The organism is Streptomyces sp. V4I2 (assembly GCF_030817655.1).
Taxonomy (GTDB): Bacteria; Actinomycetota; Actinomycetes; order Streptomycetales; family Streptomycetaceae; genus Streptomyces; species Streptomyces plumbiresistens.
Genome location: NZ_JAUSZM010000003.1, coordinates 131,778 through 157,343 on the forward strand (window position 1 = coordinate 131,778; position 25,566 = coordinate 157,343).

A 25,566-nucleotide genomic window follows, 5' to 3' on the forward strand; every position below is an offset into this window, starting at 1 on the left:
CCACTGACTTGACTGAACTCGACACCTTCGGGGCTCCCCCGCAGGTTCCAGCGGCCGGGGGTGCATGACGGTCATCCCGGCCGCTGCTCACACTCTCCGGAGGCTTCCATGGACAAACTGCTTGTCACGGGCGGGGCCGGGTTCATCGGCTCGCACTTCGTCAAGCGCATCCTGCGGGCCGAGGACATTGGCCATGTGACGGTGCTCGACGCCCTCACGTACGCGGGGCGCATCGAGAACCTCGGCGAAGCGTTCAGCCCGAAGCTGACGTTCGTCCACGGCAACATCCTCGACGCCGACCTGGTCGACACCCTCGTACGAGAGCACACGGCGGTCGTCCACTTCGCCGCCGAATCGCACGTCGACCGCTCGTTTTACGCCGCTGACGTCTTCCTGTCGACGAACGTGCTCGGCACCCAGGCCCTTGCGGACGCGGCACTGCGGCACGGCATCAGCAAGTTCGTGCACGTCTCGACGGACGAGGTCTACGGGCCGCTGCCACATGGATCGGCCACCGAGGCCTACCCGCTGCGCCCGACGGTGCCGTACGCCGCGTCGAAGGCGGCCAGCGACCTGGTCGCGCTGAGCTACTTCCACACCTACGGCGTCCCGGTGTGCGTGACGCGCAGCTCGAACAACTACGGCCCCCATCAGTACCCCGAAAAGATCATCCCTCTGTTCGCGACCCGGCTCCTGCGGGGCGAGCAGGTCACCCTCCACGGCCGAGGCCAGCACGTGCGGAACTGGCTGCACGTGGAGGACAACTGCGCCGGCATCGAACTCGTCCTGCGCGGCGGCGCCCCGGGCGAGGTCTACAACATCGGCGGCGGCACCGACCTCACGAGCAAGGAGCTGACCGGGGAGTTGCTGCGCCTGTGCGGTGCCGACTGGGACTCGGTCACCTACGTCCCGGACCGTCATGCCAATGACATTCGGTACTCAATGGTCTGGGACAAGATCGCAGGCCAGCTCGGCTACAAGCCCCAGCGCGACTTCCGCGAGGCTCTGTCCGACACCGTCGAGTGGTATCGCCGCAACCGCGACCGGTGGGCGCCGTTGACGCGCGACTCCGCCGCCACGCGTCCACGCATCACCCTCGACACAGCCCGGGAGCCGCAGCATGTCTGAGCACTGGCCACAGGGCGCGCTGATTGTGCTTGGCGCCTCGGAGGAGCAGATCCCGCTCTACCGGGAGGCGCGGCGTCGCGGAATCCCGACCATAGCGGTGGACATGCGAACGGACGCTCCCGCGCTTGCGGCCGCCGACGCAGCCCTGAAGATCTCCACCCGGAACACCGACGCCATCGCCGACGCGTTAGGCGACGTGCGCCCGGCCGGGATCGTATGCGGCGCGAGCGACGCCGCGCTGGCCAGTTGGCACGCCTTGGGCCTGCGGTACGGCACCACTTACGTGTACCCCAAGAGCGCACTCGCGGCCGGCGACAAGGCCACCTTCCACGCGATCGCCGCGTCCTGCGGCGTCACCGGATACGGGTGGACCGCGTCGGACAACCCAGATGAGGTCGTCGCGGAGGCCGCGGGGCTGCGCTTCCCGCTCGTGGTCAAGCCTGTGGACGGTTCGGGCAGCAAGGGTGTCACCCGCGTCCCCCGCCCTGAGGACCTGCCCGCTGCCGTCGCCTACGCCCGCTCCTACTCCGCCTCTCAGACCGTGATCGCCGAAGAGTTCGTCCAGGGTCGCCCGCTGGCCATCGAGGTCTTCATGCGGGACGGCAGGGCGGTGCTGACCTGCATCAAGGACAAGGAGTTCGTCAATGGGGGCTTCGTCGTCAGGCGGCTGCGCACCACCCAGTTGCCCTTGGCGACACGCAACCGGCTTGAGGCCACCGTTGAGCGACTGTGCCGCGCACTGGGCATCGTCGATGGTCCAGCGAATTTTGACGTCGTCCTCGGCGCGGACGGCCAGGAGCGTGTCATCGAGGCCAACACGCGTCTCGGCGGTGACGGCGTCCCGCGATTGCTCGCCGCCGCTTACGGCGTGGACGTCGTGCGTGCGCTCGTCGCGCTCGCGCTCGGTGAGCCGGTCGGCGGCCACCTGGTGCCAACGCGCGCCGCGCATGCGGCGCTGGAGCTGATCGGCTCACCGCTCGCCGTGGAAGGCGAACTGATCGCATGGGAAGGGGTCGCCGAGGCGCGCAGCATCCCCGGGATCACTGATGTCGAGCTGTACGCCGAGCCGGGTGACCGCGTACGGCCGCACGACCAGTCCGGCCACAAGATCGGCCTGCTCGTGGCCGCCGGGGCGTCGCCTGCCGACGCATCCTCGGCTCTGGATGCGGCCGGCGCACTGATCCGGCCGATAGTCCGGCCGGTCAAGGGGGGCGAAGTGATCATGCCCATGCTCGCAACGAAGGGGGAGTCATGACCAACTCGTCGAGGCCGGACGCCCGGCGCAACGCCAGCCCGTACCTGTACGGAGAGGAAGCTGAGGCGGTGGCCCGGGTGCTGGAGTCCGGGCAGTACGGGCACGGCGCTGTCACCGAGGAGTTCGAACGTCGCGTTGCTGACTTCCTCGGCATCCCTGATGCTGTGGCCGTCGCCTCTGGTACGGCCGCCCTGCACCTGGCTTTGATCGTCGCAGGGGTCGGTCCCGGGGACGAGGTGATCGTTCCGTCCATGACGTTCTGTGCGACCGTTCAGGCAATCCTGGCCGTCGGCGCCACTCCGCGCTTCGTGGACATCGAACTCGGCACGCTGTGCGTGAACGACCAGCTCGTCATGGAAGCGGTCAGCGACGCCACGGCCGCCGTCATGCCGGTTCTGTTCGGAGGCCGTGCGGTCGACCTTGCCGCCGTTCAGGGGGAACTGGACGAGCGGGGCGTCGCCGTCATCGAGGACGCCGCGCACGCCTTCGGCTCCCGCAACGGTCCACGGCGCGTGGGCGCCGGTCGCGCCCTGACCTGCTTCTCGTTCGGGCCGATCAAGAACCTCACCTGCGGCCAGGGCGGCATGGTCATCCCCCGCACGCCGGAAGAAGCCGACGCGATTCGTCGACTCCGGCTCCTTGGCGTCGCCCAGTCCCAGGCGGAGCGTGCGAACACAACCACCTACCGTGTGGAGTCCTTCGGCCTTCGGTACCAGCTCTCCGACCTCAACGCGGCCGTCGGTCTGGCCCAGCTCGCCCACTTCGGCGCCACTGAGCGTGCCCGCCGGGACCTGTGGCGCACCTACCGGTCGGCGCTCTCCTCACTGGAGGGCGTGACGTCCGTCGATGTCGACCCTGACCGTTCCGTGCCCCACCTGTGCCAGGTCCGAGTGAAGAACCGGGATGCGGTGTTCGCGCGGCTGCGATCCCAGGGTGTCGGAGTGGGTGTCCACTACCCGCCCAACCACAGTCAGCCCGCGTTCGCAGCCTGGAAGCGCACGCTGCCCGCCACCGAGCAGGCCGGCCAGGAGATCCTGAGCCTTCCCTTCCATCAGCACCTCACCGAGCAGCACATCGAGCACGTGGTCTCCGCCCTCGGACAGTTCCTCAAGTCCGCCGGAGGGACGATGTGTTCACCGGCTGCGTCGTGCTGATCGAGGCGGGCACGGCGCTGGGCATCGGCGGCCGCTGCGCGTAGCAGGCGAGTCAGCCGGATGCGGCGGACAGGATCACGTCTACGAGCCGGTCCGCCGCATCCGGCCGGCCGTGAGCCCGGGCCCGCTTCGCCATCTCGTCCCGCCGTGCGGGATCGGTGAGGAGCGGGCCAACGGCGTCTCGAAGATGGTCTGCGGTGACGTCACCGAGCAGGGCGACGGCGGCCCCGGCCTCCTCCAGGTGGCGCGCGTTGTGCGCCTGCTCGTTTCCCGCCGAGGAGGCCAGCGGGATGAACACGGCCGGCTTACCGAGAGCGGTGAGCTCAGCCAGGGTCCCGGCCCCACTCCTCGACACCACGACGTCCGCGAGCGCAAGGACATCGGGCAGCTCCGGGCCGACGAACCCGGCAAGGTAGTACCGGCCAGCCAGCGCGGCCGGCAGGGTTGCCGCGTACTGCCGCAGCTCCTCGACGTTGTCCGGGCCGCACTGGTGGATCACGTTCGCCCGTTCCAGCAGCCAGGGCAGAGCGTCCCGGACGACGCCGTTGATCTGCTGGGAACCCTGCGCCCCGCCGGTGACGTACACGGTCGGCAGCCGCCGGTCGAAGCCCTGCAGGCCCAGGGCCTCCACCGCCTTGTCCGGGTGCCCGGACAGCACTTCCGGCCGGATCGGATTGCCGGTGACGACCGCAGCGCCACGTACCGCCTCCGACAGAAGGGGCAACGTCGACTCGGACGACACCGCAATCCGCGTCGCCGAACCGGCCAGCTTCCGGTTGGCCAGACCCAGGCGCACAGTCTGCTCATGCAGCACCAGCGGACGCCGGCACATACGCGCGGCCAGCCCCGCGGGGACGGCGACGTAACCGCCGGTGGCGAGTACCACGTCCGGCCGAAAGTCCGCTACCAGCTTCCTCGCCTGGGCCACGCCGAGCGGCACACGCGCCATGTCCCGCACGTTCGACGCCGACATCATCATGAGGGGGTTGCTTGAGCGGCGGATCTTCCCCGTGGCCACCGTGGCGAACGCGATCCCCTCGGCGGGCGCGACACGCGCCTCCAGACCGTCGGCAGTGCCGATCCACAGCACCTCCAGGGCCCTCCCCTCAGCCGCCAGCCGATTCTGCAGCGTGCGGATCGCAGTGAGCGCCGGATAAGTGTGGCCGCCGGTGCCTCCTCCCGTGACGATCAGGCGGAAGCTGTTGACGCTGGAGGATTCACTAGTCACCCGGAGCAGCCTACTGGGCGCCGGACGCTCTTCTCCGGCCGACGAACCGGGCAACCGAGGCTCCCGGGGTGCCGGTGAAACTGTGCCACCAGCCGCTCTCCGGTCTCCAGTAGCTTGCCCAACTCAGGATGCAAAGCTGTCCTCCATTGCGGAGCCTCCCGCCCCAACCTGGGTGGGACACGGCCCGGATGGCGTCGGTCGGGCAGCTGGCGGAACGGACACTGCCCCCGGCTTCCTGACGACGAACAGACAGACGGGCTCGGCCTGCTGGCCGGGCCCTTCGCCGTCCCGATGCTGGGCTGCTGGTGCAGTATCGACGGCCAGGCGGTGGCGTCAGCCATGAGGAATCACCCGGCCACCATTCGGACCTGTCCGGGCTTTATACCATCTGAGCTGGGGTTTTCCCGTGCAGGGGTGCGAATTTTCGCAAGAGTTGCCGGGCTAACCCTCGCGTACCGCAAGGTGCGGTCCTGACGCGGACGGACCGCGTCTCACCGTCCTTGGAGTTCAACGTGAACGGTCTCGACACCCGCACCGCTGTACTGCTGTTGGCGGGCGCCGGCGGTGCGTACATCGCCTTTCAGAGGACGGGCATTGGCACGACTGGCGGAGAACGGCTCGTGCCTAACCGGGCCGAGGCCGGCGCCCCGCATGGGGCGCCGGCCTCGGTTCTTGAAGCGGGTCGGGTCAGCTTGTTTTTACTGATCGTTTCAAAATGAGTTGCGCTGCGGGTCTTGTGCTCGACGATCTTGGTCGGCAGAGTGTCAGGCGTGCGTGCTGATCTTGTTCCTGACGGCCTGTGGGAGCGGGTTGCTCCGCTGCTGCCTCCTACTCCTGAACGGCGTCACCGTCATCCCGGGCGGTTGCGTGTTCCGGACCGTGTGGCACTCGCCGGTGTGATGTACGTGCTGCGGACCGGTGTGGCCTGGCGCGACGTCCCGGCGGAGACCGTGGGCTGCTCCGGGGTGACGGCCTGGCGCCGGCTGCGGGACTGGACCGAGGCCGGCGTCTGGCCACACCTGCACGCCGCCCTGCTGACCGAGCTCCGCCGCGCCGGCCTGCTGGACCTGGACGACTGCGCCGTGGACGGGTCCCACGTCCGGGCCCTCAAAGGGGGGATCACACCGGGCCCTCGCCTGTCGACCGCGCCCGCCCCGGCTCGAAACACCATGTGATCGTCGACCGCCACGGAACCCCGCTCGCCGTCACGCTCACCGGCGGCAACCGGCACGACGTCACCCAACTCCTGCCTCTGCTGGACGCGGTCCCACCGATCCGGGGCCTGCGAGGACGCCCCCGCCGCAAGCCCCGGCGTCTGTACGCCGACCGGGGCTACGACTTCGACAAGTACCGCCGCCTGCTGTGGAAGCGCGGCGTCAAGCCAGTGATCGCCCGACGCGGCGTCGCCCACGGCTCAGGACTGGGCAAGGTGCGTTGGGTGGTCGAGCGGGCCTTCGCCTGGCTGCACCAGTTCAAACGGCTCCGCATCCGCTACGAGCGACGCGCCGATCTCCACCAGGGCCTGCTCGAGCTGGCCTGCAGCCTCATATGTCTCCGCCGCCTGCGGAGCTCTGGCTTTGTACACGAGAACGGAAGTCGTTCGTCGACGGCTTCGGGAGTCACCGCGTGAGCCGGTTCCTTGATTAGTGTCGATGAGTTTGGGGGTCTGGCACAGATCTTGGTTGCGCCGTGAGGCGCTGTTGGTTCGAGTGGAGGTGGAAAACCTGCGCCAACGCCCTGTCGCAGCAGGGTTGTTGAAGCTGAGGGCAGCCTGATCCGGGTGGTGCCGGGGAGGGCAGGAAGCAGCCCTGACAAAGCCGGGACGTGCCAGTACTGCCAGATGGTGCGGGTCCGGCGAGCGTGATGGAGAGGAGTACGCGAGGAACCGGCGTTTTTTTTACGTCTCTTAAAGCGACACCGGCTCGAACCTGGTGGATCTGGGCCGGGTGTGGCGCGTATCCGGGTCGCCCTTTCGGGTGATCCGGTGAACTCCTGGGGCGGTATTCAAGAGCTGCCCGGGAGGCCGTGGGGAAGGTCTGCGGCGTACTCGCGGCGATGCCACAGGGACACAGTCGGGCTCCTCCTTCATCGAGCGAACCACAGTGAACACGGGAACCGTCCCGGTCCTCGCCCCGCACGCCGCGCCCGGTGGTGGTGATGGGGCTGAGTCCACCGACGACTGATCGGTCCGTGACGGGGCGGAGCCGCCGTAGTACTCCGAGGCCGGGAAAGCCGGTCACATGGGGAAGGGCGGCAGCGGTTTCGAGAAGGGAAGGATGCTGCAATGCCGGAAGACGCGCCGCCGAACGGCGGTGCTCCGTCGACGGACCCCGAACTGGGGCCTCGTCAGCGGGTATCGGAGATGCAGGCCAAGCTTCACCGTTGGGCGGCGGCCGAACCGGGCCGCAGGTTCGACGACCTGTTCAACTTCGTGCACGACCCGGCCACCCTGCGCATCGCGTGGGACCGGGTCGCGGGTAATCAGGGAGCGCGGACTCCCGGCGTGGACGGCCGTACGGTCGTCTGGATCGAGTCCGAGATCGGCGTCCCCGTCTTCCTGGCCGAGGTGCGTGAGCGTCTCAAGGCACGGGCCTGGAGCCCGATGCCGGCACGCGAGCGCAAGATCCCCAAGCCTGGCGGCTCGGGGAAGGTCCGCAAGCTCGGGATTCCCCGGGTGGAGGACCGCCTGGTCCAGGCGGCACTGAAACTGGTGCTGGAGCCCATCTTCGAGGCCGACTTCGAGCCGGTCTCCTACGGGTTCCGTCCCGCCCGGCGGGCCCAGGACGCGATCGCCGAGATCCATTACTTCGGCACCCGAGGCTACCGATGGGTGCTGGACGCGGATATCGAGGCGGCCTTCGACAACGTCTCGCACCGCTCCGTCATGGACGCGGTGCGGGCCAGAGTCAAGGACAAGCGCGTACTGGAGCTGGTCAAGGCGTTCTTGAAGGCTGGTGTCCTCACCGAGGACGGCCAGTATCGGGACACCCACACCGGCACCCCGCAAGGCGGGATCCTCTCACCGCTGATCTTCAACATCGTCCTGTCGGCGCTCGATGAGCACCTGCACGGGCCGTGGAAGAGCGGCGGGGAGCTGAGCACCGGCTCCCGGCGGGACCGGCGTCGGTACCTGGGCCTGCCCAGGTGGCGGGTCGTTCGTTACGCGGACGACTTCGTCGTCCTCGTGCACGGCACCCGCGACGACGTCGAAACGCTGCGCGAAGACATCGCTCATGTGCTGGAGCCCTTGGGTCTTCGGCTGTCACCGGCCAAGACCCGCATCGTGCACATGAGCGACGGGTTCGACTTCTTGGGGTTCCGCATCCAGTGGCGCCGCAAGCAGGGAACCAGCGACAAGTGGTACGTCTACACCTTCATCGCCGACCGGCCCCTCCGGTCGTTGAAGGCGAAGATCCGTGCCCTGACGCACAGGACGTCGCAACACCCTCCCAGGGACGTGCTGATCCGGCTCAACCAGATCATGCGCGGCTGGGCCAACTACTTCAAGCACGCAGTAGCGAAACACACCTTCAGCAAACTGGAGTACTTCGTCTGGTGGCGGGTGGTCCGGTGGCTGAGAGCTCTGCATCGCTGGAGATGGAAGGACGTTCGCCGGTGGCTCGCCAACCCCCACGGGGGCTGGCGTCGCCCACATGCGGACGGGATCGAACTCTTCGACCTTGAGACGGTGACGGTTACCCGTTACCGCTACCGGGCGTCGAGGATCCCCAACCCCTGGGCCGGTATCAACCACACCTGACGGCAGAGACCGGGGAGAGCCCGTTGCGTTGAGAGGCGCACGGCGGGTTCGGCGAGAGGTCCGGAGAAACGGACCGGGAGCAATCCCGGCACCGCGCTCCGGGCCTACTCAGCGGAGCGGTCGCGGAGCGTTACTGGACAGGCCGCTTCGCGGCTTTGATCACACCTGTTCTTGGTAGACCCTGATTTCAGTGGGACGGAAGTTGCGGAGGGTCGCCCAGAAGTCGTGGAGGCCCAGGCCATCGGTCCAGTGGTCGAGTTCGTCGTCCGTGTCGTGGAAGAACCAGGACTCGAAGTGCCCCAATGCGCGGAGTTGGAGGACGGGTTCGTACCGAAGTTCGCAGTGGAGCTGGATGTAATGATCATGCTCGCCGGAAGCGTCGTTGACTTCGAACTGCCGGGCAAAGTCCAGCGTGAAGACGCGCGGGCCCTCGAAGGAGTGGGTCCCGTACTGGAAGAGAAGACCATCAGCGTCGGGTGTGCCCGCGGTATCGAAGCGTTGCGAGCCGAAGCGAACGAACCTAAGCCACACCTCGTCCACGTCCAGCTCAGCGAGGGGCTGTTGCCCAGGGCTCAGCTCATGTCGAAGTCGCTCCTGGGCCTGGCCTATGGGCAGTCTTCTCGACATCCCCGTCCTTCGCGGTCTCGCTGGAATCCGATCTCGCGGCGATCTTCTCAGCCCACCACAGTCGCTGGCGTGACCAGGGATGGCTGCAGAGCTGGAGCGAGACTCTACTGGAGCAGGATCATCTTGCGGAGTAGCTCGAATCCGGCACGGCCGTAGAGCTGTCTCTTGATCTTCTTGATTGCGGTTCACGGCACCTTCTGTGCCGCCGGGGCTCCAGTGCAGGGTGAGGCCGGCGGTCACCGCGTCGCGGTCTCGGAGCAGGTGGAGGGCGAAGTTGGTGAGGCCGGGCAGTTGGCTGGCGTCGACGGCGTCGATCCAGGCGGGAAGCGTGAAGCCGAGCCGATGGGTGAGGATCTCGCCGAAGCCCCGGACGTGTTCGGCGGCGGTATCCAGCTCGGGGCAGCGTGCCAGGACAGCCTTCAGCGCGGCGCGCTCGTCCTCGCTCAGGGTTGCGGGGTGACGGGTGAGCCAGCCGGTGACCCGCCGCACCGTCGGCGGAGGAGGCGGCGCCTGCGGCGGCACGGCGCGCAGGGCAGCGATGTAGGCGCGGACCATCTGGTAGGTGACGGGGGCGTTCTCGTTGATCAGTTCGCGATGCAGGCGAGTGACGTTCGTGCATCCCGCGGCGAACCGCCGCTCCAGATAGGGCTTGTAGGGGTCCAGACGACTGGGCCGGGGACGGTTCTCCCGGAGGGTGTCCTGCCAGGTGGCCGCACGTGCATATCGCAGCACGGTGTTGAGTCCCCAGCCCAGATGCCGGGCGATCGCCCGGCGCGAGTACCCCTGAGCGAGCAGTTCGTGGACCAGGGCGTGCGCGGCCTTCTTGCGCTGGGCCCGCCGGCCATCAAGGTCCGGTCCGCCGCGCACCGGGTCGTTGGTCGACGCCCCGACGTCCGCTCGTGTTGGTGGTGTTGGCCCATTCAGGCATTTGCGATGGGCGGCGACGCAGGTCTCCACTGCTCTGCCGATGCCCTGCCACAGGTGGAACCGGTCGGCGACCTGGATTGCGGTGGGAGCGCCGAGGCGCGCGCCCTCCGCGTAGGCACCCGCCCGGTCCCGGCAGATGATCTCCACGCCCGGGTGGGTGGCCAGCCACGCGGCCAGCGGTCCGGAGTCGCGCGTCGGGAGCACGTCTACCACGCGATGAGTCTCTCCGCAGGTCAAGACAGTGGAGTAGGTCTGCCCACGACGGGTTGCGAAGTCGTCCACGCCCAGCACGCGTGGCGTGCCGCACTGCGGGTCGGGCAGCGCCATGACCCTGCGCAGCAGGGTCATCCGTCCCACTTGGAAGCCCAGTTGGGCGGTCAGCCGAGCGCCGGCTCGTCCGGCGAGGGCGAGCCCGACGCGCTCCAGGACGTGGCCCAGCCGCGTGGTGAAGCGTGCGTACGGGGCAGCCAACTGCGCGAACGGCTCGGCGAAAGTGCGACGCGGACAGTTGTCCGTGCTGCAGATGAAACGCCGGACCGTCAGATGGATCACGACACTCTGTTCAGCGAGCGGTAGATCCTTCAGTCTGCGCTGGTAGGAGTCATGCACTCGATTCGAGGAGCAGCCGCAGTCCGGACGCGCGACCCCGGCTGCCCGGCCTCTGGCCGTGACATCGACCGTGCCGAAGGCGGCGGTTATCGCTTCGACGTCCACGTCGTCGATTCCGTCGAACACAAGCGAGTCCCAGAACGTTGCATCGGCCTGCATGACCAGCACCGTCACCGCTCGCCGCGGTCACCGGCGAGGCCGAGCGCAGAGCTGATGGAGCGTCACTCCCTGCAGCAAGGCGGGAAGGCGTACGCGGTCCCACACGAATCTGAGCACTTGCAATCGAACGCCGTGGTGACGCTCCGCGACCGCACCGCTGAGTAGGCCCGGAGCGCGGTGCCGGGATTGCTCCCGGTCCGTTTCTCCGGACCTCTCGCCGAACCCGCCGTGCGCCTCTCAACGCAACGGGCTCTCCCCGGTCTCTGCCGTCAGGTGTGGTTGATACCGGCCCAGGGGTTGGGGATCCTCGACGCCCGGTAGCGGTAACGGGTAACCGTCACCGTCTCAAGGTCGAAGAGTTCGATCCCGTCCGCATGTGGGCGACGCCAGCCCCCGTGGGGGTTGGCGAGCCACCGGCGAACGTCCTTCCATCTCCAGCGATGCAGAGCTCTCAGCCACCGGACCACCCGCCACCAGACGAAGTACTCCAGTTTGCTGAAGGTGTGTTTCGCTACTGCGTGCTTGAAGTAGTTGGCCCAGCCGCGCATGATCTGGTTGAGCCGGATCAGCACGTCCCTGGGAGGGTGTTGCGACGTCCTGTGCGTCAGGGCACGGATCTTCGCCTTCAACGACCGGAGGGGCCGGTCGGCGATGAAGGTGTAGACGTACCACTTGTCGCTGGTTCCCTGCTTGCGGCGCCACTGGATGCGGAACCCCAAGAAGTCGAACCCGTCGCTCATGTGCACGATGCGGGTCTTGGCCGGTGACAGCCGAAGACCCAAGGGCTCCAGCACATGAGCGATGTCTTCGCGCAGCGTTTCGACGTCGTCGCGGGTGCCGTGCACGAGGACGACGAAGTCGTCCGCGTAACGAACGACCCGCCACCTGGGCAGGCCCAGGTACCGACGCCGGTCCCGCCGGGAGCCGGTGCTCAGCTCCCCGCCGCTCTTCCACGGCCCGTGCAGGTGCTCATCGAGCGCCGACAGGACGATGTTGAAGATCAGCGGTGAGAGGATCCCGCCTTGCGGGGTGCCGGTGTGGGTGTCCCGATACTGGCCGTCCTCGGTGAGGACACCAGCCTTCAAGAACGCCTTGACCAGCTCCAGTACGCGCTTGTCCTTGACTCTGGCCCGCACCGCGTCCATGACGGAGCGGTGCGAGACGTTGTCGAAGGCCGCCTCGATATCCGCGTCCAGCACCCATCGGTAGCCTCGGGTGCCGAAGTAATGGATCTCGGCGATCGCGTCCTGGGCCCGCCGGGCGGGACGGAACCCGTAGGAGACCGGCTCGAAGTCGGCCTCGAAGATGGGCTCCAGCACCAGTTTCAGTGCCGCCTGGACCAGGCGGTCCTCCACCCGGGGAATCCCGAGCTTGCGGACCTTCCCCGAGCCGCCAGGCTTGGGGATCTTGCGCTCGCGTGCCGGCATCGGGCTCCAGGCCCGTGCCTTGAGACGCTCACGCACCTCGGCCAGGAAGACGGGGACGCCGATCTCGGACTCGATCCAGACGACCGTACGGCCGTCCACGCCGGGAGTCCGCGCTCCCTGATTACCCGCGACCCGGTCCCACGCGATGCGCAGGGTGGCCGGGTCGTGCACGAAGTTGAACAGGTCGTCGAACCTGCGGCCCGGTTCGGCCGCCGCCCAACGGTGAAGCTTGGCCTGCATCTCCGATACCCGCTGACGAGGCCCCAGTTCGGGGTCCGTCGACGGAGCACCGCCGTTCGGCGGCGCGTCTTCCGGCATTGCAGCATCCTTCCCTTCTCGAAACCGCTGCCGCCCTTCCCCATGTGACCGGCTTTCCCGGCCTCGGAGTACTACGGCGGCTCCGCCCCGTCACGGACCGATCAGTCGTCGGTGGACTCAGCCCCATCACCACCACCGGGCGCGGCGTGCGGGGCGAGGACCGGGACGGTTCCCGTGTTCACTGTGGTTCGCTCGATGAAGGAGGAGCCCGACTGTGTCCCTGTGGCATCGCCGCGAGTACGCCGCAGACCTTCCCCACGGCCTCCCGGGCAGCTCTTGAATACCGCCCCAGGAGTTCACCGGATCACCCGAAAGGGCGACCCGGATACGCGCCACACCCGGCCCAGATCCACCAGGTTCGAGCCGGTGTCGCTTTAAGAGACGTAAAAAAAACGCCGGTTCCTCGCGTACTCCTCTCCATCACGCTCGCCGGACCCGCACCATCTGGCAGTACTGGCACGTCCCGGCTTTGTCAGGGCTGCTTCCTGCCCTCCCCGGCACCACCCGGATCAGGCTGCCCTCAGCTTCAACAACCCTGCTGCGACAGGGCGTTGGCGCAGGTTTTCCACCTCCACTCGAACCAACAGCGCCTCACGGCGCAACCAAGATCTGTGCCAGAGCCGAGTTTGGGAGTCACTCACGGCCCGCCGGGTGGTTTGTGCGACGTCCCGTGAGTAGTTGAGGTACAGGAAACCCTGGCGAGATTGATCTTGGTCGGAACGACTGGCCGAGGAAACGCGGTCGGGCGTTCCGGACGAACGGCTACAGCTCCGCGGTCAGAGCTCGCCGCGGCGTGCGAGCTGCTTCACCGCGTTCTCACGGATGATCTCGTTCTCGTCGTCGCGCAACCCCTCGAGGGCTTCCCGGGCCTCCGGGCCGGGAATGCCGCCGAGCGCCCAGATCGCCTTCACCGCGAGCGCCCGGCAGTCGTCGAAGTCCAGGTACTCGGGAACCCAGCGAGTCGCCAAGACCAGCGTCGGCACCGTCTTGGGCGAGCGGAGCTTGCCCAGCATGGACACGATGTCCTCGTGCTCCCTGTGCCATTCGGCAGGGAACAGCTCGATCAACGGCTCCATGAACTCCTCGACCGAGGCGTCGGCGGCGCCATGGACGATCAACGCCATCTCGACGTCGTCGGCGTCCCGGCGCTCCATGGCGTCCCGGAGCAGCCGGAGCGCCAGGGCCCCACCGTCGGACTCGCCGAAGTGGGCGAGCACCTCGTCGAGCGTGCGCGTCCGACCCACACCTGGTACGAACACCAGGCCCATGATCAGATCCTGCTCCTCAGGGGTCATCGCCTGACCACCTCCCATGCGTTGAACGCCCCAGGTCTTGGGTGGACCCTAGCAAGATCATTCTCAGCAGGTGCCTCCCGACCTCGTGAACATCGGCCTGGCCGCCAACAGGGCGCCTTCTGAGCTCATCGACAAACGACTCCCGTTCTCGCGAACAGAGCCAGAGCTCATTCTGAAACGATCAGTTAACCTCGGGAAGCCGGAGCCGGATGTTCCCAGGTGAGCAAGTCGTAGGTCCGTCCCTTGTCGGTGACTGTCTCTGGTTTGACGTCGGTGAGGCGGAAGCCTGCGGATCTGGCGACGGCGATGCTGGGGTGGTTGTCGGGCTCGATCTCGAGGATCACCCGGGTCAGGCCCGCCGTGTGGTGCGCGTACTCGGTCATAGTTCGAAGAGCTCGCGCTGCGAGGCGCTGGCCTCGGTGGGCGGCGCCCACGATATAGCCGATGCCACCAGTGGTCAGGTTGAGCAGGACTTCTCCCATGGCCTGTTGCCCGTCGGTCGTGATGGCCAGGTGGATGCGCTCGTGTCCGCGCCGTGCCTGGTGCGCGCTGTGCAAGTAGCGCCGTGCGGCGGCCTGGTCGAACGGCGACTCCAAGGGGGTCCGGTAGGCGACGTCGGGGTCGTCGAACAGCTCGTGCAAGACGGCGAGGTCGTCGCTCGTCCATTCCCGAAGCAACAGGCCATGAGCGGTGAGCCGGAGGGGATGCATGTCCATGGGCCCGTCATTCTGCCCTGAAGTCGCTTGCTCGTTCGGGTGATCACGGGACTGGCGGGCGGTATTTGGCTGATCCTGTAACCCGGCACGTGATCAGTACGAAGGTTGTGGGGGATGGGTCTGCTGCACGCTGCCCAGCGCGAGACGCTCGCGGTGGCCTCGTGCGGCGAGACTGAAGCCCCGCGCAATTTGTCATGCGGGGCTCAGACACCCCTTCAGGACTTGCGGTGCTTCTCCTGGGTCTTCTTGAAGCGGAAGCTGTCGGTGCCGGTCTCGACGATGTGCGCGTTGAAGGTCACCCGGTCCACGATCGCCGCGCAGAGCCGGGGATCGGTGAACGTCTGCTTCCACTCATCTGGGGCTGGCACATGTTCCTTTTCGAGGATCGCCGCTGCCACCGGCCCGTATCCATCTCCTGCGGTCCTCGTTGGTCTTCACGGTGGTGCTCGGATTCTCCAGGCGCTGCCTTGATCGGTCAGGTGCGAGGAAGGTGTGCCGGTGACATCCCAGTTGCGGGTGATCGAGGGTGGTGCCGTCCTGCTGGAGCCGGTGACTGCCGATCCGTGGGAGTTCCAGGCCGAGTGTGTCGAGGCGTTCGTTGCCTCGTGGAGGGCCCGCGGGTTCAGCCCGGTGACAGTCGAGAATGACATTGGCCTGCTGGAACGGACGCTGAACGCGCTGGGCCGACCCGCGTGGGACGTCACTCCGGAGGACATCGATCGCGTCGTCGGTGACTTGGCCCTCGCGGGGCGGGCGGCTTCGACCCGGCGCGAGTATGTGCAGATCTTCAAGGGTTTCCATCGGTTCCTGCAGGTCCGCAAGGCCGTTGAGATTGAAGCGGGGTTCGGCGTCCGTCTGGTCTGCCCGGTGGACGAGTTCAACGCCTCACGGCATGTCGGGGACGACTCCCCGGCTCAATTGCCGCCGCCGACCCCGGAACGGGTGGCGGAGTTCTTCGATTTCCTCAAGGCCCGGATCGCCACTGCCCGCAAGTACGGGCCCGCGGCCCGGGACTATGCAATGTTCCGGACCCTGTATCACGCCGGCCTGCGCTCGGAAGAAGCCTCCCTGCTGGAGCGTCCCGACGTCCACTTCTCGCGGGGCCCGTTCGGAAAACTCCACGTACGTTTTGGCAAAGGCGCCCGCACTTCCGGCCCCAGGCCGCGCTGGGTGCCCATGCTGGACGGCCTCGACCTCGTCCTGCACTGGTTCCTCGACGACGTGCGGGGCAAGTTCCCCAACTCGCCGGTGCTGTTCGCGGACGAGTCCGGCGGCAGCCTGCACCGCGGGACGATCCGCAACCGCCTGCGCTATCTGATGGAACTCGAAGGACGTCCGGCCACCGACCGGTTCAGCCCGCATGCCCTGCGGCGGGCCTGCGCGACCCACAACTACGAACGCGGTGTGGACCTCGTGGCGATCCAGCAACTCCTCGGTCACTGGACGGTCAGCTCGACCATGCGATACGTCCGGCCGTCCGCGACGTTCATCGAGGACGCCTATCGCCGCGCGGTGACCACCACGCTGAGCGAACTCACCGCCGAGGAAGGCAGCCCCGCATGAAGATCCGATGGCGCCTGCGGATGGCCGCCGCCCAGCGCGAGGTCTGGACCGGCACCCAACTGCAGCGGCTCCTGGCCGAACGTGCCGGCCTGCAGATGTCCTCCGCGTCGGTGTCCGCGCTGTTCACCAAGGAGCCCTCCCAGGTGAAGATGTCCACCCTGATCGCCTTGTGCACCGCACTGGAATGCACTCCCAACGACCTGTTCGAGGTCGACACCACCCCCGTCGAGCGTCCTGCCGCCCCACCGCGGCCAGCCGCTGACCTGCCCAAGGCGGTCTCAGCCCGCGGCCGTTCGATGCCGCCGCTCTGACCCGGGTGGCATCGTGGGCATCAAACAGAGCGACTGCGTCGGCTGCGGAGCCCCGGTCGGCATCATCGACCGGCAGTACTGCTGTCGCTGCACCGCCCGGCAGAAGGAAGCGGCGGCCCAGGCCGCGTGCCCCCGCTGCGGCCAGCAGCGTGTCCTCCAGGAAGACACCGGCCGGTGCATCACCTGCTCACGCGTATGCACCACCTGCGGCCATCCGGTCAGAGACAAAACAGCGACGTTGTGCCGGGACTGCTCGCGCAAGACGGAACGCGACGCCGCCAAGGCGCCCTGTCCTCGGTGCAGTCGGCCCGGCTATCTGCGCGAGGACACCGGCTGGTGCGGGCACTGCTCGCGTCCCCGCCAGACCAAGCAGCCGCCCCGGCCCTGCCGCGAATGCGGCCGCGTGCGACGGCATGCCGGGCTGGGACTGTGCTCAGCCTGCTGGCAGCGTCACCCCGACCGGCCCTTCATCCGGGCCGAGAACCTGATCGCTGAACTTGCCGAACCCCCGGACTGGCTGCGGGACTTCACCGCCGACCTCGCTGCCAAGTACTGCGTCAGCCGCGCATGCACGATGATCACCTCCCTGGGACGACTTCTCCTGGACGAGCAACTCAACCACCCGCAGGCTCTGCTCGAACGCTCCCGTCGTTCGGGACGCTCGATGGGCTCCCTCGCCCGCGCGCTGGAAACCTTCTTCACCGGTCACGGCATGGCCATGGCCACCGATCAGGCCAAACGGCTCGCGGCCGGCCGCCGACAGCGCCGCATCGATGCCGTCCCCGAGACCCTGAGGCCAACGGTGGACGCATTCGCCGACTTCATGATGCGCTCGCGGGAGAGGGCCCGCCGTGCCGGAACACGACCTCGCAGCGACGGAACCATCGAGGCGGCACTGGCCATCATGCGTGACCTCGCCCGCTTCCTCGCCGGTGAGCGTGGAAAGCAGGACTGGGCGCTGACCGATGTCCACGACATCGAAGCCTTCCTCGCCGGCTCGCCCCAGGCCCGGAAACGTCGGCTGGTCGTGCTCGGGCAGTTCTTCCGTTTCGCGCGTTCCCGGAAGATCGTGCTCGTCGATCCCTCCCGCGGTCTGGCCTCCCAAGGGCCGAGCGGCTTCACCGGAGCGACGCTGACACTCGACCAGCAGCGCGTTCTGTTCCGTCGCTGGACCACTGGTCCGGCTGTCCACCCGCACGAGGCTTTGCTGGGCATGCTCGCGCTGTTGCACGGCGCCTCAAGCCGCGAGGTCAAGATGCTGCAGACCGCTGACCTCGACCCTCACGCCCGGACTACCCGGCTCGGCGACCGTCCGCATCCGGTTCCCTTGGATCCGGCGTCGTGGGCAGTGTTGGAACGCTGTCTGGCTCATCGCGAAGCCCAGCGGACAGACAATCCCCACGTCATGGTCACCCGCCAGACGAAGTCCGGCCGGGGCCCGGCGTCCACCGCCTATGTCAGTCACGTCCTCGACGCCTGCGGCTTCCCGCCCCGAATGATCCGCTGCACTCGACTGCTTGACCTGGTCAACACCATGGACCCCAAACTCGTCGCCGCCGCATTCGGCATGGACCCCGAGGCCACCATGATCTATCTGTCTGATCGCGTCGACGAGACCCGCTTGTCAGAGTGGGAGACGACCAAGGACTGACCTCTGGTCAGAGTTCGTAGGGGTAGAGAGCGATCTTCTCGCGCTCGATGAAGAGCTCGACCCAGGTGCCGGCAACACCTTCGGGCAGCTGATCGGCAAGGTCCAACAGGATAGTTGTGCCGTCCAGGTCCAGCAGGGCGGCACCATCCTCTGTGAGGCTCAACCGGCCCCGCATCACAACGCAATGCCCGCCAGTCCGGAGCCTAGGACCGATACCGGCAGCTGGCTTGGCGTTCCGCCCCCAGACGATGTCCTCGTCGATGGTCCACTCGACGTGGTACTCACCAGGCTCTGCGGCCCGGTCCCCGCACCACCGGACTGCCGTGTGACCGAACGAGGTTCGGACATCGGCCAGCCAGGAGGTTCCGGGAAACCTCGCGACCTTCACCAGTTCGATCAGCACGGGTCGATCATGCAGTATCCGAGGCGCCACCGGAACCTGTGAAGTTTCGGCGCTGCCTGGCACAGGTTCGCCGGAACATGTGCGCTTTCGAGAACGGGGCATTCGAAGCAATGGCGATCGCGCGTCGTTCCTCGCGTTCGGTGAACACCTGGAACAGCAGCTTCGCCCCGGCCTTGTCCAGGTCGAGGTGTTGGGTCGGGGACGGGACGCCGTGCACCGTTTCGGGTGTCGGTTTTCCCGTCCCCGCCCGCCGAACCGGACGTGCCCGTTGGCCGAGCATCCGGCTCTCCACGTGATCCGCTGGATCAGGCGAGGTATTCGCTGACCTGGCCGACGAAGGCCACATCGTCGTGGCTGGTCCGGCGAAAGCGCGCCTTCTCCGGATCAACCTCATCGAGCAGGGCCGGGAGGACCCGGACGTCGTCACCATGCGGGAAGGCGGGTAGAGCCCAGATGGTGATGGTCGTGCGCGCGGCGGTGACCGTTTTCTCGTCACACTCTTCGCCGCAGGGGCGCGGGCCGGGCGGACAGTGGCCGCCGCCGCAGACACCAGGCGTGCACCGGCCGGCCGGAACCGCCCGACGTGTCCTGCAGTCCGCCGGCCCCGGACACCGCCACTCCCCCGCCATCGCGCACCCGCGTACGCCGGACGGCGCGCCCGGCCCGTGAAAGGGCCGGGCGCGCCGCCGCGTCACAGTGTGCGGGCGCCGTCCTCAGCAGTCGCCGGCACGTGGGCTTGAGCGTCAGTGCTGGCGGCGCTCACCGCGGTCACCCCAGTCACCGCGGTCCCGCGGTCACCCCACTCACTGCGGTCGCCGCGGTCGTTGCCCCAGGAGGCCTCGTCGACGAAACGGTCGCGGTCGTTGCGCAGGGTGGCGGTGTCGGAGCGGTTGTCCCACACGTAGTTGCGGCGGTCCTGGAAGAGGTCGGTGCGGGTGTCGCGGCCTTCGCCGGTGTGGATACGGACGGTCGCGCGGCCGGCCAGGCGGTAGGAGTCGAAGGTGTAGGTGTGGCCGTCCTCGTCCGACAGCGTCCACCCGTCCAGGTTCACGCTGCGGCGGGCGGTGTTGGTGACCTCCACCCACTCCCTGTTCAAGGAGCGGTTGGAGCGGTCGTCACGGCCCGGGGAGTCGTACTGCACGTCGCTGATCTGGACACGCGGCTGGTACATGCGTACGTCGGCAGCGGACGCCGGCAGCGCCACCGCCCCGACGACAGCGGCGGCCACGAGCGCGGCGGAGGCCAGACGGCGGGTGGTTACCTTCACGGAAACGGACACAGAGTCCCCCTCATGTGCGGGCACGTCCCGCACACAGACAAAAGGGCTGTGCGCGGGGGTAGTGCGGATGCGGGCGGCGGCCAGCTGGCCGCACACCCACACCTTGACCACCAGGCCGGGCCAAGTGAACGCGACGTGAACCGTGTTACAGATCGTCCATATTCCTGTGACTCTCACCTGCAACATCCATCTATGCCCCACAAGCGCCCAATTGACGCTTCGTCGGGCCGGGCGCCGTTGCGGCGACCGGCCCGTAGCCTGCGTCCGCCACGATGCGCCACCCGGCACCACCCACGCCATCACCCGAAAGTGAGTAACAACCACCCCATTCCGGGAGAAAGCGAATCCTGGAAGAGGTCAGAACGGTCACGGCCTCGCCGCTCGGCGGGTTGCCGAACATCGGGAAGTGGTCGGGCCGGCCAAGCCGCCAAGGGAAGTCACCACTCTGGGTACGTAAAGCGCCCTGCCGCCCTGCACGTAGCGGCATGCCTCCGTCGGCAACACCTGACCTTCGTGTGGTTCGCACCGGCTGGCTGGTACCTGTCATCCCGCTGACCGCCGTGCCGCCTGAACCAGCGTCACGCCGGCCTCGCGCAGGCACGACTCCCGCGGACTCAGGACCTCCCCCGCTTCCAACGCTCGTGCAACCCGTTCAGGTCGACCTAGCGGCCCAAGCAGGCCCGACCGCTGACAGCGCCTCCGCAGCCGCAGCCGACTCAGGGATTCGCCTGCAGCCCGCCTCGCTGCCAGAGTTCAGGGACCACACCCCGCTCCGGCGCAGCGTCCGGTTTCCCCTCCGCTCGGGTCCCTAGGGCGCCGTCCGAGTAACACCCCCGCACGGCGCCGTCTTTCGGCGCGTTGGTCAGGAAAACGGATGAGCCGCCGATGACGCCGTCGGCGTGACGTCTCCACGCGGCCGCAACCAAGCCGGGCCATGCGCGGCTCTCCTCCCGCATACCCATCCGCTGCCGGTGAGGAGACCGACATGACCATCACCCTTGGACATCACACGCCGCAGACCTTCGCAGACCCCTACGCCGCCGATCCGGCCGAGACCGCCTGGCCCGCCCCGGCCGCACACGGGCAGGACATGGACTACCTGCTGCCGCCGCCCAACCCCGCGGAACGTCTCAGCGTCCTTATCGACCCGCGCGACCAGCGCCGCCTCGATCTGCACGCCGTTCTGACCGCGGCCGGCATCCCGCCCCGTCCCGGAGACCGCGAAGCCATCGACCAGCTCAGCGCCCTGCCCGCAAGCATCAACACCACCCTGCAGCGCTGGCTGCACCACACGACATGAGGCATCCAACAGCGCGAGGGGCCCGTCCACGCTGTGCACGTACGGGCCCCTCCCTGATCGAGCGCCAGCAGGCCTTGCACCTGCATCCCCGCAGGAAGCAGGAGGTCTTTCCTGGCCCTGGTCCAGCCTGCGGCTCGGACCCGGCGGCACTCAGAGTGCGGGATGTGGCGTTCCGTCGGTCTTGTCATCGCTCGATGGTGTGACGTTGGGGCATCGCTGCCGGTCAGGCGTTCGGGGTTCGCTGGGTTGTGGCATGAGCATGCGCAAGCCGTACCCGAGCGATCTCACCGATGAGCAGTGGGAGCTCGTCGAACCCATGATCACGGCATGGAAGGCCCGGCATCCGTCAGTCAGTGGGCATCAGGGGAAGGACGGGCACTGTCACCTTGGCTGACCGGTGGGGTGATCTTCTGGTTGGTCAGCCTGAGAGGGGTGGTCGTCCGTGGGGAGCGCGTCGCTGTTGTTGGACGACTCTCTGCGTGAGCACGTAGCTGGGGGTTGGCGACAGTCGCGGTGAACATGAATGCTGATCTTGGTGGGCAGTCTGATCTTGCTTCGTGCACGACGACACGGTGTGCACGAGGTGGAGGTGTGAAGTGCTCATCGTCGACACCGATGTCGCCTGCGTGGAACGCCAGCTGCGGGCCGGTGAGTTGACGTGCCCTGGGTGCGGGGCCGTACTCGCGCCGTGGGGACACGGCCGGCCGCGGGAGATTCGTGGTGATCTCGGGTCCCGGCTGTTCGTACGTCCTCGTCGTTCGCGCTGCACGGGCTGCCAGGTCACGCATGTGCTGCTGCCGGAGATGCTGTGGCCGCGACGGACGGACGCGGCCGAGGTGATCGGGGCCGGGCTGGAGATAGCGGCCCTGGGCATGGGGCACCGCCAGGTCGCCGCCCATCTCGGACTGGCGGACGGCACGGTCCGCGGTTGGATCCGCCGCTTCCGCCGCAGGTCGGAGGATGTCCGCCGGTACTTCACCGTCGCGCTGGTCGCGCTCGCGGACGATCCGGTGATGCCGGAGCCGACGCAGACGCCGTTGTCGGATGCGGTCTCGGTCGTCGCGGCCGCCCATCGGGCGGCGGCGATGAAGTGGCCGCAGATGAACACGGTGTCGCGGTGGGCCTTCGCCGGCCGGGCGATAGACGGCCGGGTGCTGACCTGCACTCCTTCGGCTGGTTGATCAACACGGGCCGCCCCTGGGCGGTGATCGGAGGCGAGGTGAGTCTTGATCGTGTCCGTCCGCGACCGGGGCGGACACTGATCGAGATGCGAGGAGAGTCCGCGCATGGCATTGAGCGAGGACGAGGACCGCCGCCGGGCGGAGAAGGCCCGGCAGATCGGTCTGTTCCGCTATTCCCTGATCCAGGACCTGCTGGACAACAGCCTCACGACCCGCGAACGAGGCCGTCTGGCACGGGAGTTGGCAGACAAAGAGCACACGGATCCGTTCGGCCGGCAGGTGAAGGTGTCCCGGGGCACGATCGACCGGTGGACGCGGGACTACCGCGGCGGCGGGTTCGCCGCGCTGGTCCCCGAGCCGCGCAAGGCGGTCCCCCGGACACCGCCGGAGGTGCTGGAACTGGCGGCCGCACTGAAGCGGGAGAACCCGGGCCGGACGGCCGCGCAGATCCAGCGGATCCTGCGGACCACGCAGGGCTGGTCGCCAACCGAGCGCACGCTCCAGCGGCACTTCGTGACCGCCGGGCTGACCCGCACCGGCGGGGGCGAGACGAACGTCTTCGGCCGGTTCGAGGCCACCCGCGGCAACGAGCTGTGGACCGGGGACGCCCTGCACGGCCCGAAGATCGGCGGGCGCAAGACATACTTGTTCGCGTTCATCGACGACCACTCCCGGGCGATCGTGGGACACCGGTTCGGGTTCGCCGAGGACACCGTCCGCCTGGCCGCCGCCCTGCGGCCGGCCCTGTCGGCCCGCGGCGTCCCCGAATCGATCTACGTCGACAACGGGAGTGCCTTCGTCGACACGTGGCTGCTGCGGGCCTGCGTGTCCCTGGCCATCCGGCTCACCCACTCCAAGCCCGGACGGCCGCAGGGCAGGGGAAAAATCGAACGCTTCTTCCGCACCGTCAGGGACCAGTTCCTCGTCGAACTCGACGAGGAACGCGTCGGACAGATCGAGCATCTCACCGAGCTGAACAGGCTGTTCACCGCGTGGGTGGAGACGGTCTATCACCGCGCGGTGCACTCCGAGACCGGGCAGCCGCCGATCGAACGCTGGCTGGGTTCGATTCCCAGGCCGCTGCCCCTGCCGTCCCCGGCGGATCTGCGGGAGGCGTTCTTGTGGTCGGAGTTCCGCACCGTGACGAAGACCGCGACGGTCAGCCTGCACGGCAACTCCTACGAGGTCGACCCGTCCCTGGCCGGGATGAGGATCGAGCTGGTCTTCGACCCGTTCGACCTGACCGACATCGAGGTCAGGGCCTCCGGCAAGGCGTTGGGCAAGGCGGTCCCGCACCACGTCGGCCGCCATGCCCACCCCAAGGCGAGCCCGGAGACACCGGCCGAGCCGGCGCCGCCGACCGGGATCGACTACCTCAAGATCCTCAACGAGGCACACACCGCGAACACCGCCAAGGGCATCAACTACTCGTCCCTGATGGACGATTCACGGGGCCGGCAGTGAAGCCGACCCGGGCCGAGGAACTGTACTTCGACCCCGAACCCGACCTGTTCATGCTCACACCCCGCGAACTGGCCGACCGGGCCCTGGCCCTGGCCGAGGGCAGCTGCCACCGGGCCGACCACGACGCCGGCACCCTCGACACTCCCGCCGTCCGCACCGCTTTGCGCGCGGTCCGTCTCGCCGTCCGGCTCGGACAGCGGGCCGCGGCCGACGACTCAGCCGAACTGGCCGCTGCCCAGGCGCAGTTCTGCCCCTGCTCCAGGAGGATTCCATGATCGACCGGGTCCAGGGCTACTACGGATTCACCCGCGTCCCCTTCGGCCGGGATCTGGCCCCCTCCATGCTCCACCAGCACAACTCCCACCGGGAGGCCGCCGCCCGCATCGCGTGGTGCATCAACAACAAGGCGATCGGCGTGGTCACCGGCGAGGTCGGCGCGGGCAAGACCGTCGCCCTCAAGGGCGCCGTCGCCTCCCTCGACCCGGCCCGCTTCACCGTGATCTACCAGCCCAACCCCGAGGTCGGCATGCGCGGCCTCTACGACCGGATCGTCACCAGCCTGGGCGGCACCCCGAAATACCAGTCCGCCGCTCTCGCAGCTCAGGCGTCCGCCGCGCTGGCCGCCGAGGTCGACGAGCGTGGACGCACCCCCGCGGTCGTGATCGACGAGTCGCACCTCCTGGACCACCACGAGTTGGACGCGATCCGCATGCTCACCAACTACGACATGGACTCCACAACGCCGTTCGCGGTGTTGCTGATCGGCCAGCCCACTCTGCGCAAACGAATGAAACACGGCGTCCTGGCGGCCCTGGACCAGCGGATCTCGATCAGCTTCCAGATGCCGACGATGAGCAAGGAGGAGACCGCCAGCTACATCAAGCACCACCTGACGATCGCCGGACGATCGGATCCGCTGTTCTCCGACGACGCCGTCGACCTGATCCACCTCACCAGCCGCGGCCTGCCTCGGTCGGTCAACAACATCGCCCTGCAGTCCCTCATCGCCGCGTTCGCCGACGAGAAGAGCATCGTCGACGAGTCCTCCACCCGCCTCGCCATCTCCGAGACACACGCGACAGACTGAAGGGCGCCCGGCGGGTCAGGCGGCAGCGGCCCGAAGATCCCCGGCCGTCAGCAGCGACAACAGTCCGATGCCCTCGGCGGCGAGGGCATCGGCTCCGCCTTGCTCACGGTCGATCACGCACAGAGCCTCCTGCACCTGAGCCCCCAGACCCCGCAGGTCCGCGGTCGACAGCACGATCTGCCCACCGCTGGTGACCACGTCCTCAACCACCAGCACCCGGCGGCCCTCGACATCGGCGCCCTCGGCGAGACGGCAGGTGCCATACGGCTTCGCCTGCTTGCGCACGAACGCGCAAGGCAGACCCGTGTGCCGGCCGAGTGCGGTCACCACCGGGATGCCGCCCATCTCCAGGCCGGCCAGCACCTCAGTGCCCGAGGGCACCAGCGGGGCCATCCGCTGGGCGATCTCGTCCAGCAGGACCGGGTCACCCTCGAACCGGTACTTGTCGAAGTACTCCGTGGCAGTACGTCCGGACCGGAGCGTGAATTGCCCGGTCAGATGGGAGACAGCATGGATACGGCGAGCAAGATCAGAATGAGTCACAGACATCCAGTCTTCCAGCCGTCCCTCCCAGGCAAGACACCGGCTCTCTCCACGACACCGTGAACACGAAGCCGACACCGTGAACACCAAGAACCCCTGCGGCCTGCGGCCGCAGGGGTCATTTCACGCCCGCTCGTCATCAACGGCAGTGTCGCCGTCGTGCTCATCCAGCGCGTCGCGC

At 68.0% G+C, this 25,566-nt stretch carries 22 protein-coding genes and 2 pseudogenes; 15 read left to right on the forward strand and 9 right to left on the reverse strand.

The genetic code is table 11. From position 1 onward, the window contains the following. Nucleotides 1–108: 108 nt before the first annotated feature. From rfbB to QFZ76_RS01310, 3 genes are read left to right on the forward strand one after another with little or no spacing between them, the layout of a single operon-like run. The gene (gene rfbB / locus QFZ76_RS01300) at nucleotides 109–1,128 is read left to right on the forward strand and encodes a dTDP-glucose 4,6-dehydratase (protein ID WP_307671944.1); all 1,020 of its coding nucleotides are present in this window, start codon (nucleotides 109–111) and stop codon (nucleotides 1,126–1,128) included. Next, nucleotides 1,121–2,383, forward strand: a complete 1,263-nt coding sequence (locus QFZ76_RS01305; RefSeq protein WP_307671945.1) for an ATP-grasp domain-containing protein — start codon at nucleotides 1,121–1,123, stop codon at nucleotides 2,381–2,383. Before rfbB ends, QFZ76_RS01305 begins: the two co-directional genes overlap by 8 nt. Beyond that, on the forward strand, nucleotides 2,380–3,537 hold the full coding sequence (locus tag QFZ76_RS01310) for a DegT/DnrJ/EryC1/StrS aminotransferase family protein (RefSeq protein ID WP_307671946.1): 1,158 nt from the start codon (nucleotides 2,380–2,382) through the stop codon (nucleotides 3,535–3,537). The genes QFZ76_RS01305 and QFZ76_RS01310 overlap by 4 nt, the downstream gene beginning before the upstream one ends. A 52-nt stretch (nucleotides 3,538–3,589) precedes the next feature. Here QFZ76_RS01310 and QFZ76_RS01315 read toward each other — a convergent pair whose 3' ends face one another. Then, a complete protein-coding gene (locus tag QFZ76_RS01315) occupies nucleotides 3,590–4,726 on the reverse strand; it encodes a glycosyltransferase (protein WP_373464490.1) in 1,137 nt (378 codons plus the stop codon). 551 nt (nucleotides 4,727–5,277) lie between these two features. Between QFZ76_RS01315 and QFZ76_RS01320 the strand changes: the two genes are divergently transcribed. From QFZ76_RS01320 to ltrA (QFZ76_RS01330), 3 genes are all read left to right on the forward strand, one after another. Further along, nucleotides 5,278–5,484: a hypothetical protein gene (locus QFZ76_RS01320; protein WP_307671947.1), complete on the forward strand. Its 207-nt coding sequence runs from the start codon at nucleotides 5,278–5,280 to the stop codon at nucleotides 5,482–5,484. A 51-nt stretch (nucleotides 5,485–5,535) separates the two neighbouring features. Next, nucleotides 5,536–6,395 (forward strand): IS5 family transposase gene (locus QFZ76_RS01325; protein ID WP_373464242.1). Its coding sequence is split into 2 segments (ribosomal slippage): nucleotides 5,536–5,875 and nucleotides 5,875–6,395, totalling 861 coding nucleotides; the frame shifts between segments, so codons are not numbered across the junction. 654 nt (nucleotides 6,396–7,049) lie between these two features. Further along, the gene (gene ltrA / locus QFZ76_RS01330; RefSeq protein ID WP_307671949.1) at nucleotides 7,050–8,525 is read left to right on the forward strand and encodes a group II intron reverse transcriptase/maturase; all 1,476 of its coding nucleotides are present in this window, start codon (nucleotides 7,050–7,052) and stop codon (nucleotides 8,523–8,525) included. A gap of 159 nt (nucleotides 8,526–8,684) precedes the next feature. On the opposite strand, the gene QFZ76_RS01335 is transcribed toward ltrA (QFZ76_RS01330), so the two are convergent. The 5 genes and pseudogenes from QFZ76_RS01335 to QFZ76_RS01355 all read right to left on the reverse strand — a co-directional run. After that, nucleotides 8,685–10,862 carry an ISL3 family transposase gene (locus tag QFZ76_RS01335; RefSeq protein WP_307671950.1) on the reverse strand — a complete coding sequence of 726 codons (2,178 nt, stop codon included), beginning with the start codon at nucleotides 10,860–10,862 and terminating at the stop codon, nucleotides 8,685–8,687. 254 nt (nucleotides 10,863–11,116) lie between these two features. After that, on the reverse strand, nucleotides 11,117–12,592 hold the full coding sequence (gene ltrA / locus QFZ76_RS01340; protein WP_307671949.1) for a group II intron reverse transcriptase/maturase: 1,476 nt from the start codon (nucleotides 12,590–12,592) through the stop codon (nucleotides 11,117–11,119). Between the two features lie 776 nt (nucleotides 12,593–13,368). Then, nucleotides 13,369–13,887, reverse strand: a complete 519-nt coding sequence (locus tag QFZ76_RS01345) for a HEAT repeat domain-containing protein (protein WP_307671951.1) — start codon at nucleotides 13,885–13,887, stop codon at nucleotides 13,369–13,371. A gap of 185 nt (nucleotides 13,888–14,072) precedes the next feature. Continuing rightward, entirely contained in the window at nucleotides 14,073–14,603 is a 531-nt protein-coding gene (locus QFZ76_RS01350) for a GNAT family N-acetyltransferase (protein WP_307671952.1), read from the reverse strand. Nucleotides 14,604–14,818: 215 nt separating this feature from the next. Beyond that, nucleotides 14,819–14,953, reverse strand: a pseudogene (locus tag QFZ76_RS01355) (ATP-binding protein); the annotation flags it as partial. 148 nt (nucleotides 14,954–15,101) lie between these two features. On the opposite strand from QFZ76_RS01355, the gene QFZ76_RS01360 reads away from it, so the two are divergent. From QFZ76_RS01360 to QFZ76_RS01370, 3 genes are read left to right on the forward strand one after another with little or no spacing between them, the layout of a single operon-like run. Then, entirely contained in the window at nucleotides 15,102–16,166 is a 1,065-nt protein-coding gene (locus QFZ76_RS01360; RefSeq protein ID WP_307671953.1) for a tyrosine-type recombinase/integrase, read from the forward strand. Continuing rightward, the gene (locus tag QFZ76_RS01365; protein WP_307671954.1) at nucleotides 16,163–16,477 is read left to right on the forward strand and encodes a helix-turn-helix transcriptional regulator; all 315 of its coding nucleotides are present in this window, start codon (nucleotides 16,163–16,165) and stop codon (nucleotides 16,475–16,477) included. The genes QFZ76_RS01360 and QFZ76_RS01365 overlap by 4 nt, the downstream gene beginning before the upstream one ends. A gap of 13 nt (nucleotides 16,478–16,490) precedes the next feature. Beyond that, nucleotides 16,491–18,128: an integrase gene (locus QFZ76_RS01370; protein WP_307671955.1), complete on the forward strand. Its 1,638-nt coding sequence runs from the start codon at nucleotides 16,491–16,493 to the stop codon at nucleotides 18,126–18,128. Nucleotides 18,129–18,135: 7 nt separating this feature from the next. Here the strand turns inward: QFZ76_RS01370 and QFZ76_RS01375 are convergent, their stop codons facing one another. Then, entirely contained in the window at nucleotides 18,136–18,531 is a 396-nt protein-coding gene (locus QFZ76_RS01375; RefSeq protein WP_307671956.1) for a hypothetical protein, read from the reverse strand. 691 nt (nucleotides 18,532–19,222) lie between these two features. Beyond that, nucleotides 19,223–19,798, reverse strand: coding sequence for a lamin tail domain-containing protein (locus QFZ76_RS01380; RefSeq protein WP_373464243.1), 576 nt, complete (start codon nucleotides 19,796–19,798; stop codon nucleotides 19,223–19,225). Between the two features lie 997 nt (nucleotides 19,799–20,795). Here QFZ76_RS01380 and QFZ76_RS01385 point away from each other — a divergent pair. The 6 genes and pseudogenes from QFZ76_RS01385 to QFZ76_RS01410 all read left to right on the forward strand — a co-directional run bounded on the left by QFZ76_RS01385 (nucleotide 20,796) and on the right by QFZ76_RS01410 (nucleotide 24,842). Next, nucleotides 20,796–21,110, forward strand: a complete 315-nt coding sequence (locus QFZ76_RS01385; RefSeq protein WP_307671958.1) for a hypothetical protein — start codon at nucleotides 20,796–20,798, stop codon at nucleotides 21,108–21,110. A 253-nt stretch (nucleotides 21,111–21,363) separates the two neighbouring features. Next, nucleotides 21,364–21,477, forward strand: a pseudogene (locus tag QFZ76_RS01390) (transposase); the annotation flags it as partial. A gap of 229 nt (nucleotides 21,478–21,706) precedes the next feature. Next, nucleotides 21,707–22,291: a DUF6431 domain-containing protein gene (locus QFZ76_RS01395; RefSeq protein ID WP_307671959.1), complete on the forward strand. Its 585-nt coding sequence runs from the start codon at nucleotides 21,707–21,709 to the stop codon at nucleotides 22,289–22,291. Nucleotides 22,292–22,396: 105 nt separating this feature from the next. Then, nucleotides 22,397–23,755, forward strand: coding sequence for a DDE-type integrase/transposase/recombinase (locus tag QFZ76_RS01400; RefSeq protein ID WP_307671960.1), 1,359 nt, complete (start codon nucleotides 22,397–22,399; stop codon nucleotides 23,753–23,755). Further along, on the forward strand, nucleotides 23,752–24,030 hold the full coding sequence (locus QFZ76_RS01405) for a hypothetical protein (RefSeq protein WP_307671961.1): 279 nt from the start codon (nucleotides 23,752–23,754) through the stop codon (nucleotides 24,028–24,030). The genes QFZ76_RS01400 and QFZ76_RS01405 overlap by 4 nt, the downstream gene beginning before the upstream one ends. After that, on the forward strand, nucleotides 24,027–24,842 hold the full coding sequence (locus QFZ76_RS01410) for an ExeA family protein (protein WP_307671962.1): 816 nt from the start codon (nucleotides 24,027–24,029) through the stop codon (nucleotides 24,840–24,842). The genes QFZ76_RS01405 and QFZ76_RS01410 overlap by 4 nt, the downstream gene beginning before the upstream one ends. A gap of 15 nt (nucleotides 24,843–24,857) precedes the next feature. On the opposite strand, the gene pyrE is transcribed toward QFZ76_RS01410, so the two are convergent. Next, a complete protein-coding gene (pyrE, locus tag QFZ76_RS01415; protein ID WP_307671963.1) occupies nucleotides 24,858–25,391 on the reverse strand; it encodes an orotate phosphoribosyltransferase in 534 nt (177 codons plus the stop codon). Nucleotides 25,392–25,566 lie beyond the last annotated feature (175 nt).

Excerpts from the sequence above, each read along its gene's own strand:
- pyrE (WP_307671963.1), bottom strand. The coding sequence starts at position 25,391 with ATGTCTGTGACTCATTCTGATCTTGCTCGCCGTATCCATGCTGTCTCC.
- QFZ76_RS01350 (WP_307671952.1), bottom strand. The coding sequence starts at position 14,603 with ATGGACATGCATCCCCTCCGGCTCACCGCTCATGGCCTGTTGCTTCGG.
- QFZ76_RS01365 (WP_307671954.1), top strand. The coding sequence starts at position 16,163 with ATGAAGATCCGATGGCGCCTGCGGATGGCCGCCGCCCAGCGCGAGGTC.
- ltrA (WP_307671949.1), top strand. The coding sequence starts at position 7,050 with ATGCCGGAAGACGCGCCGCCGAACGGCGGTGCTCCGTCGACGGACCCC.
- QFZ76_RS01400 (WP_307671960.1), top strand. The coding sequence starts at position 22,397 with ATGGCATTGAGCGAGGACGAGGACCGCCGCCGGGCGGAGAAGGCCCGG.
- QFZ76_RS01410 (WP_307671962.1), top strand. The coding sequence starts at position 24,027 with ATGATCGACCGGGTCCAGGGCTACTACGGATTCACCCGCGTCCCCTTC.
- QFZ76_RS01345 (WP_307671951.1), bottom strand. The coding sequence starts at position 13,887 with ATGACCCCTGAGGAGCAGGATCTGATCATGGGCCTGGTGTTCGTACCA.
- QFZ76_RS01385 (WP_307671958.1), top strand. The coding sequence starts at position 20,796 with ATGACCATCACCCTTGGACATCACACGCCGCAGACCTTCGCAGACCCC.
- QFZ76_RS01305 (WP_307671945.1), top strand. The coding sequence starts at position 1,121 with ATGTCTGAGCACTGGCCACAGGGCGCGCTGATTGTGCTTGGCGCCTCG.
- rfbB (WP_307671944.1), top strand. The coding sequence starts at position 109 with ATGGACAAACTGCTTGTCACGGGCGGGGCCGGGTTCATCGGCTCGCAC.
- QFZ76_RS01310 (WP_307671946.1), top strand. The coding sequence starts at position 2,380 with ATGACCAACTCGTCGAGGCCGGACGCCCGGCGCAACGCCAGCCCGTAC.
- ltrA (WP_307671949.1), bottom strand. The coding sequence starts at position 12,592 with ATGCCGGAAGACGCGCCGCCGAACGGCGGTGCTCCGTCGACGGACCCC.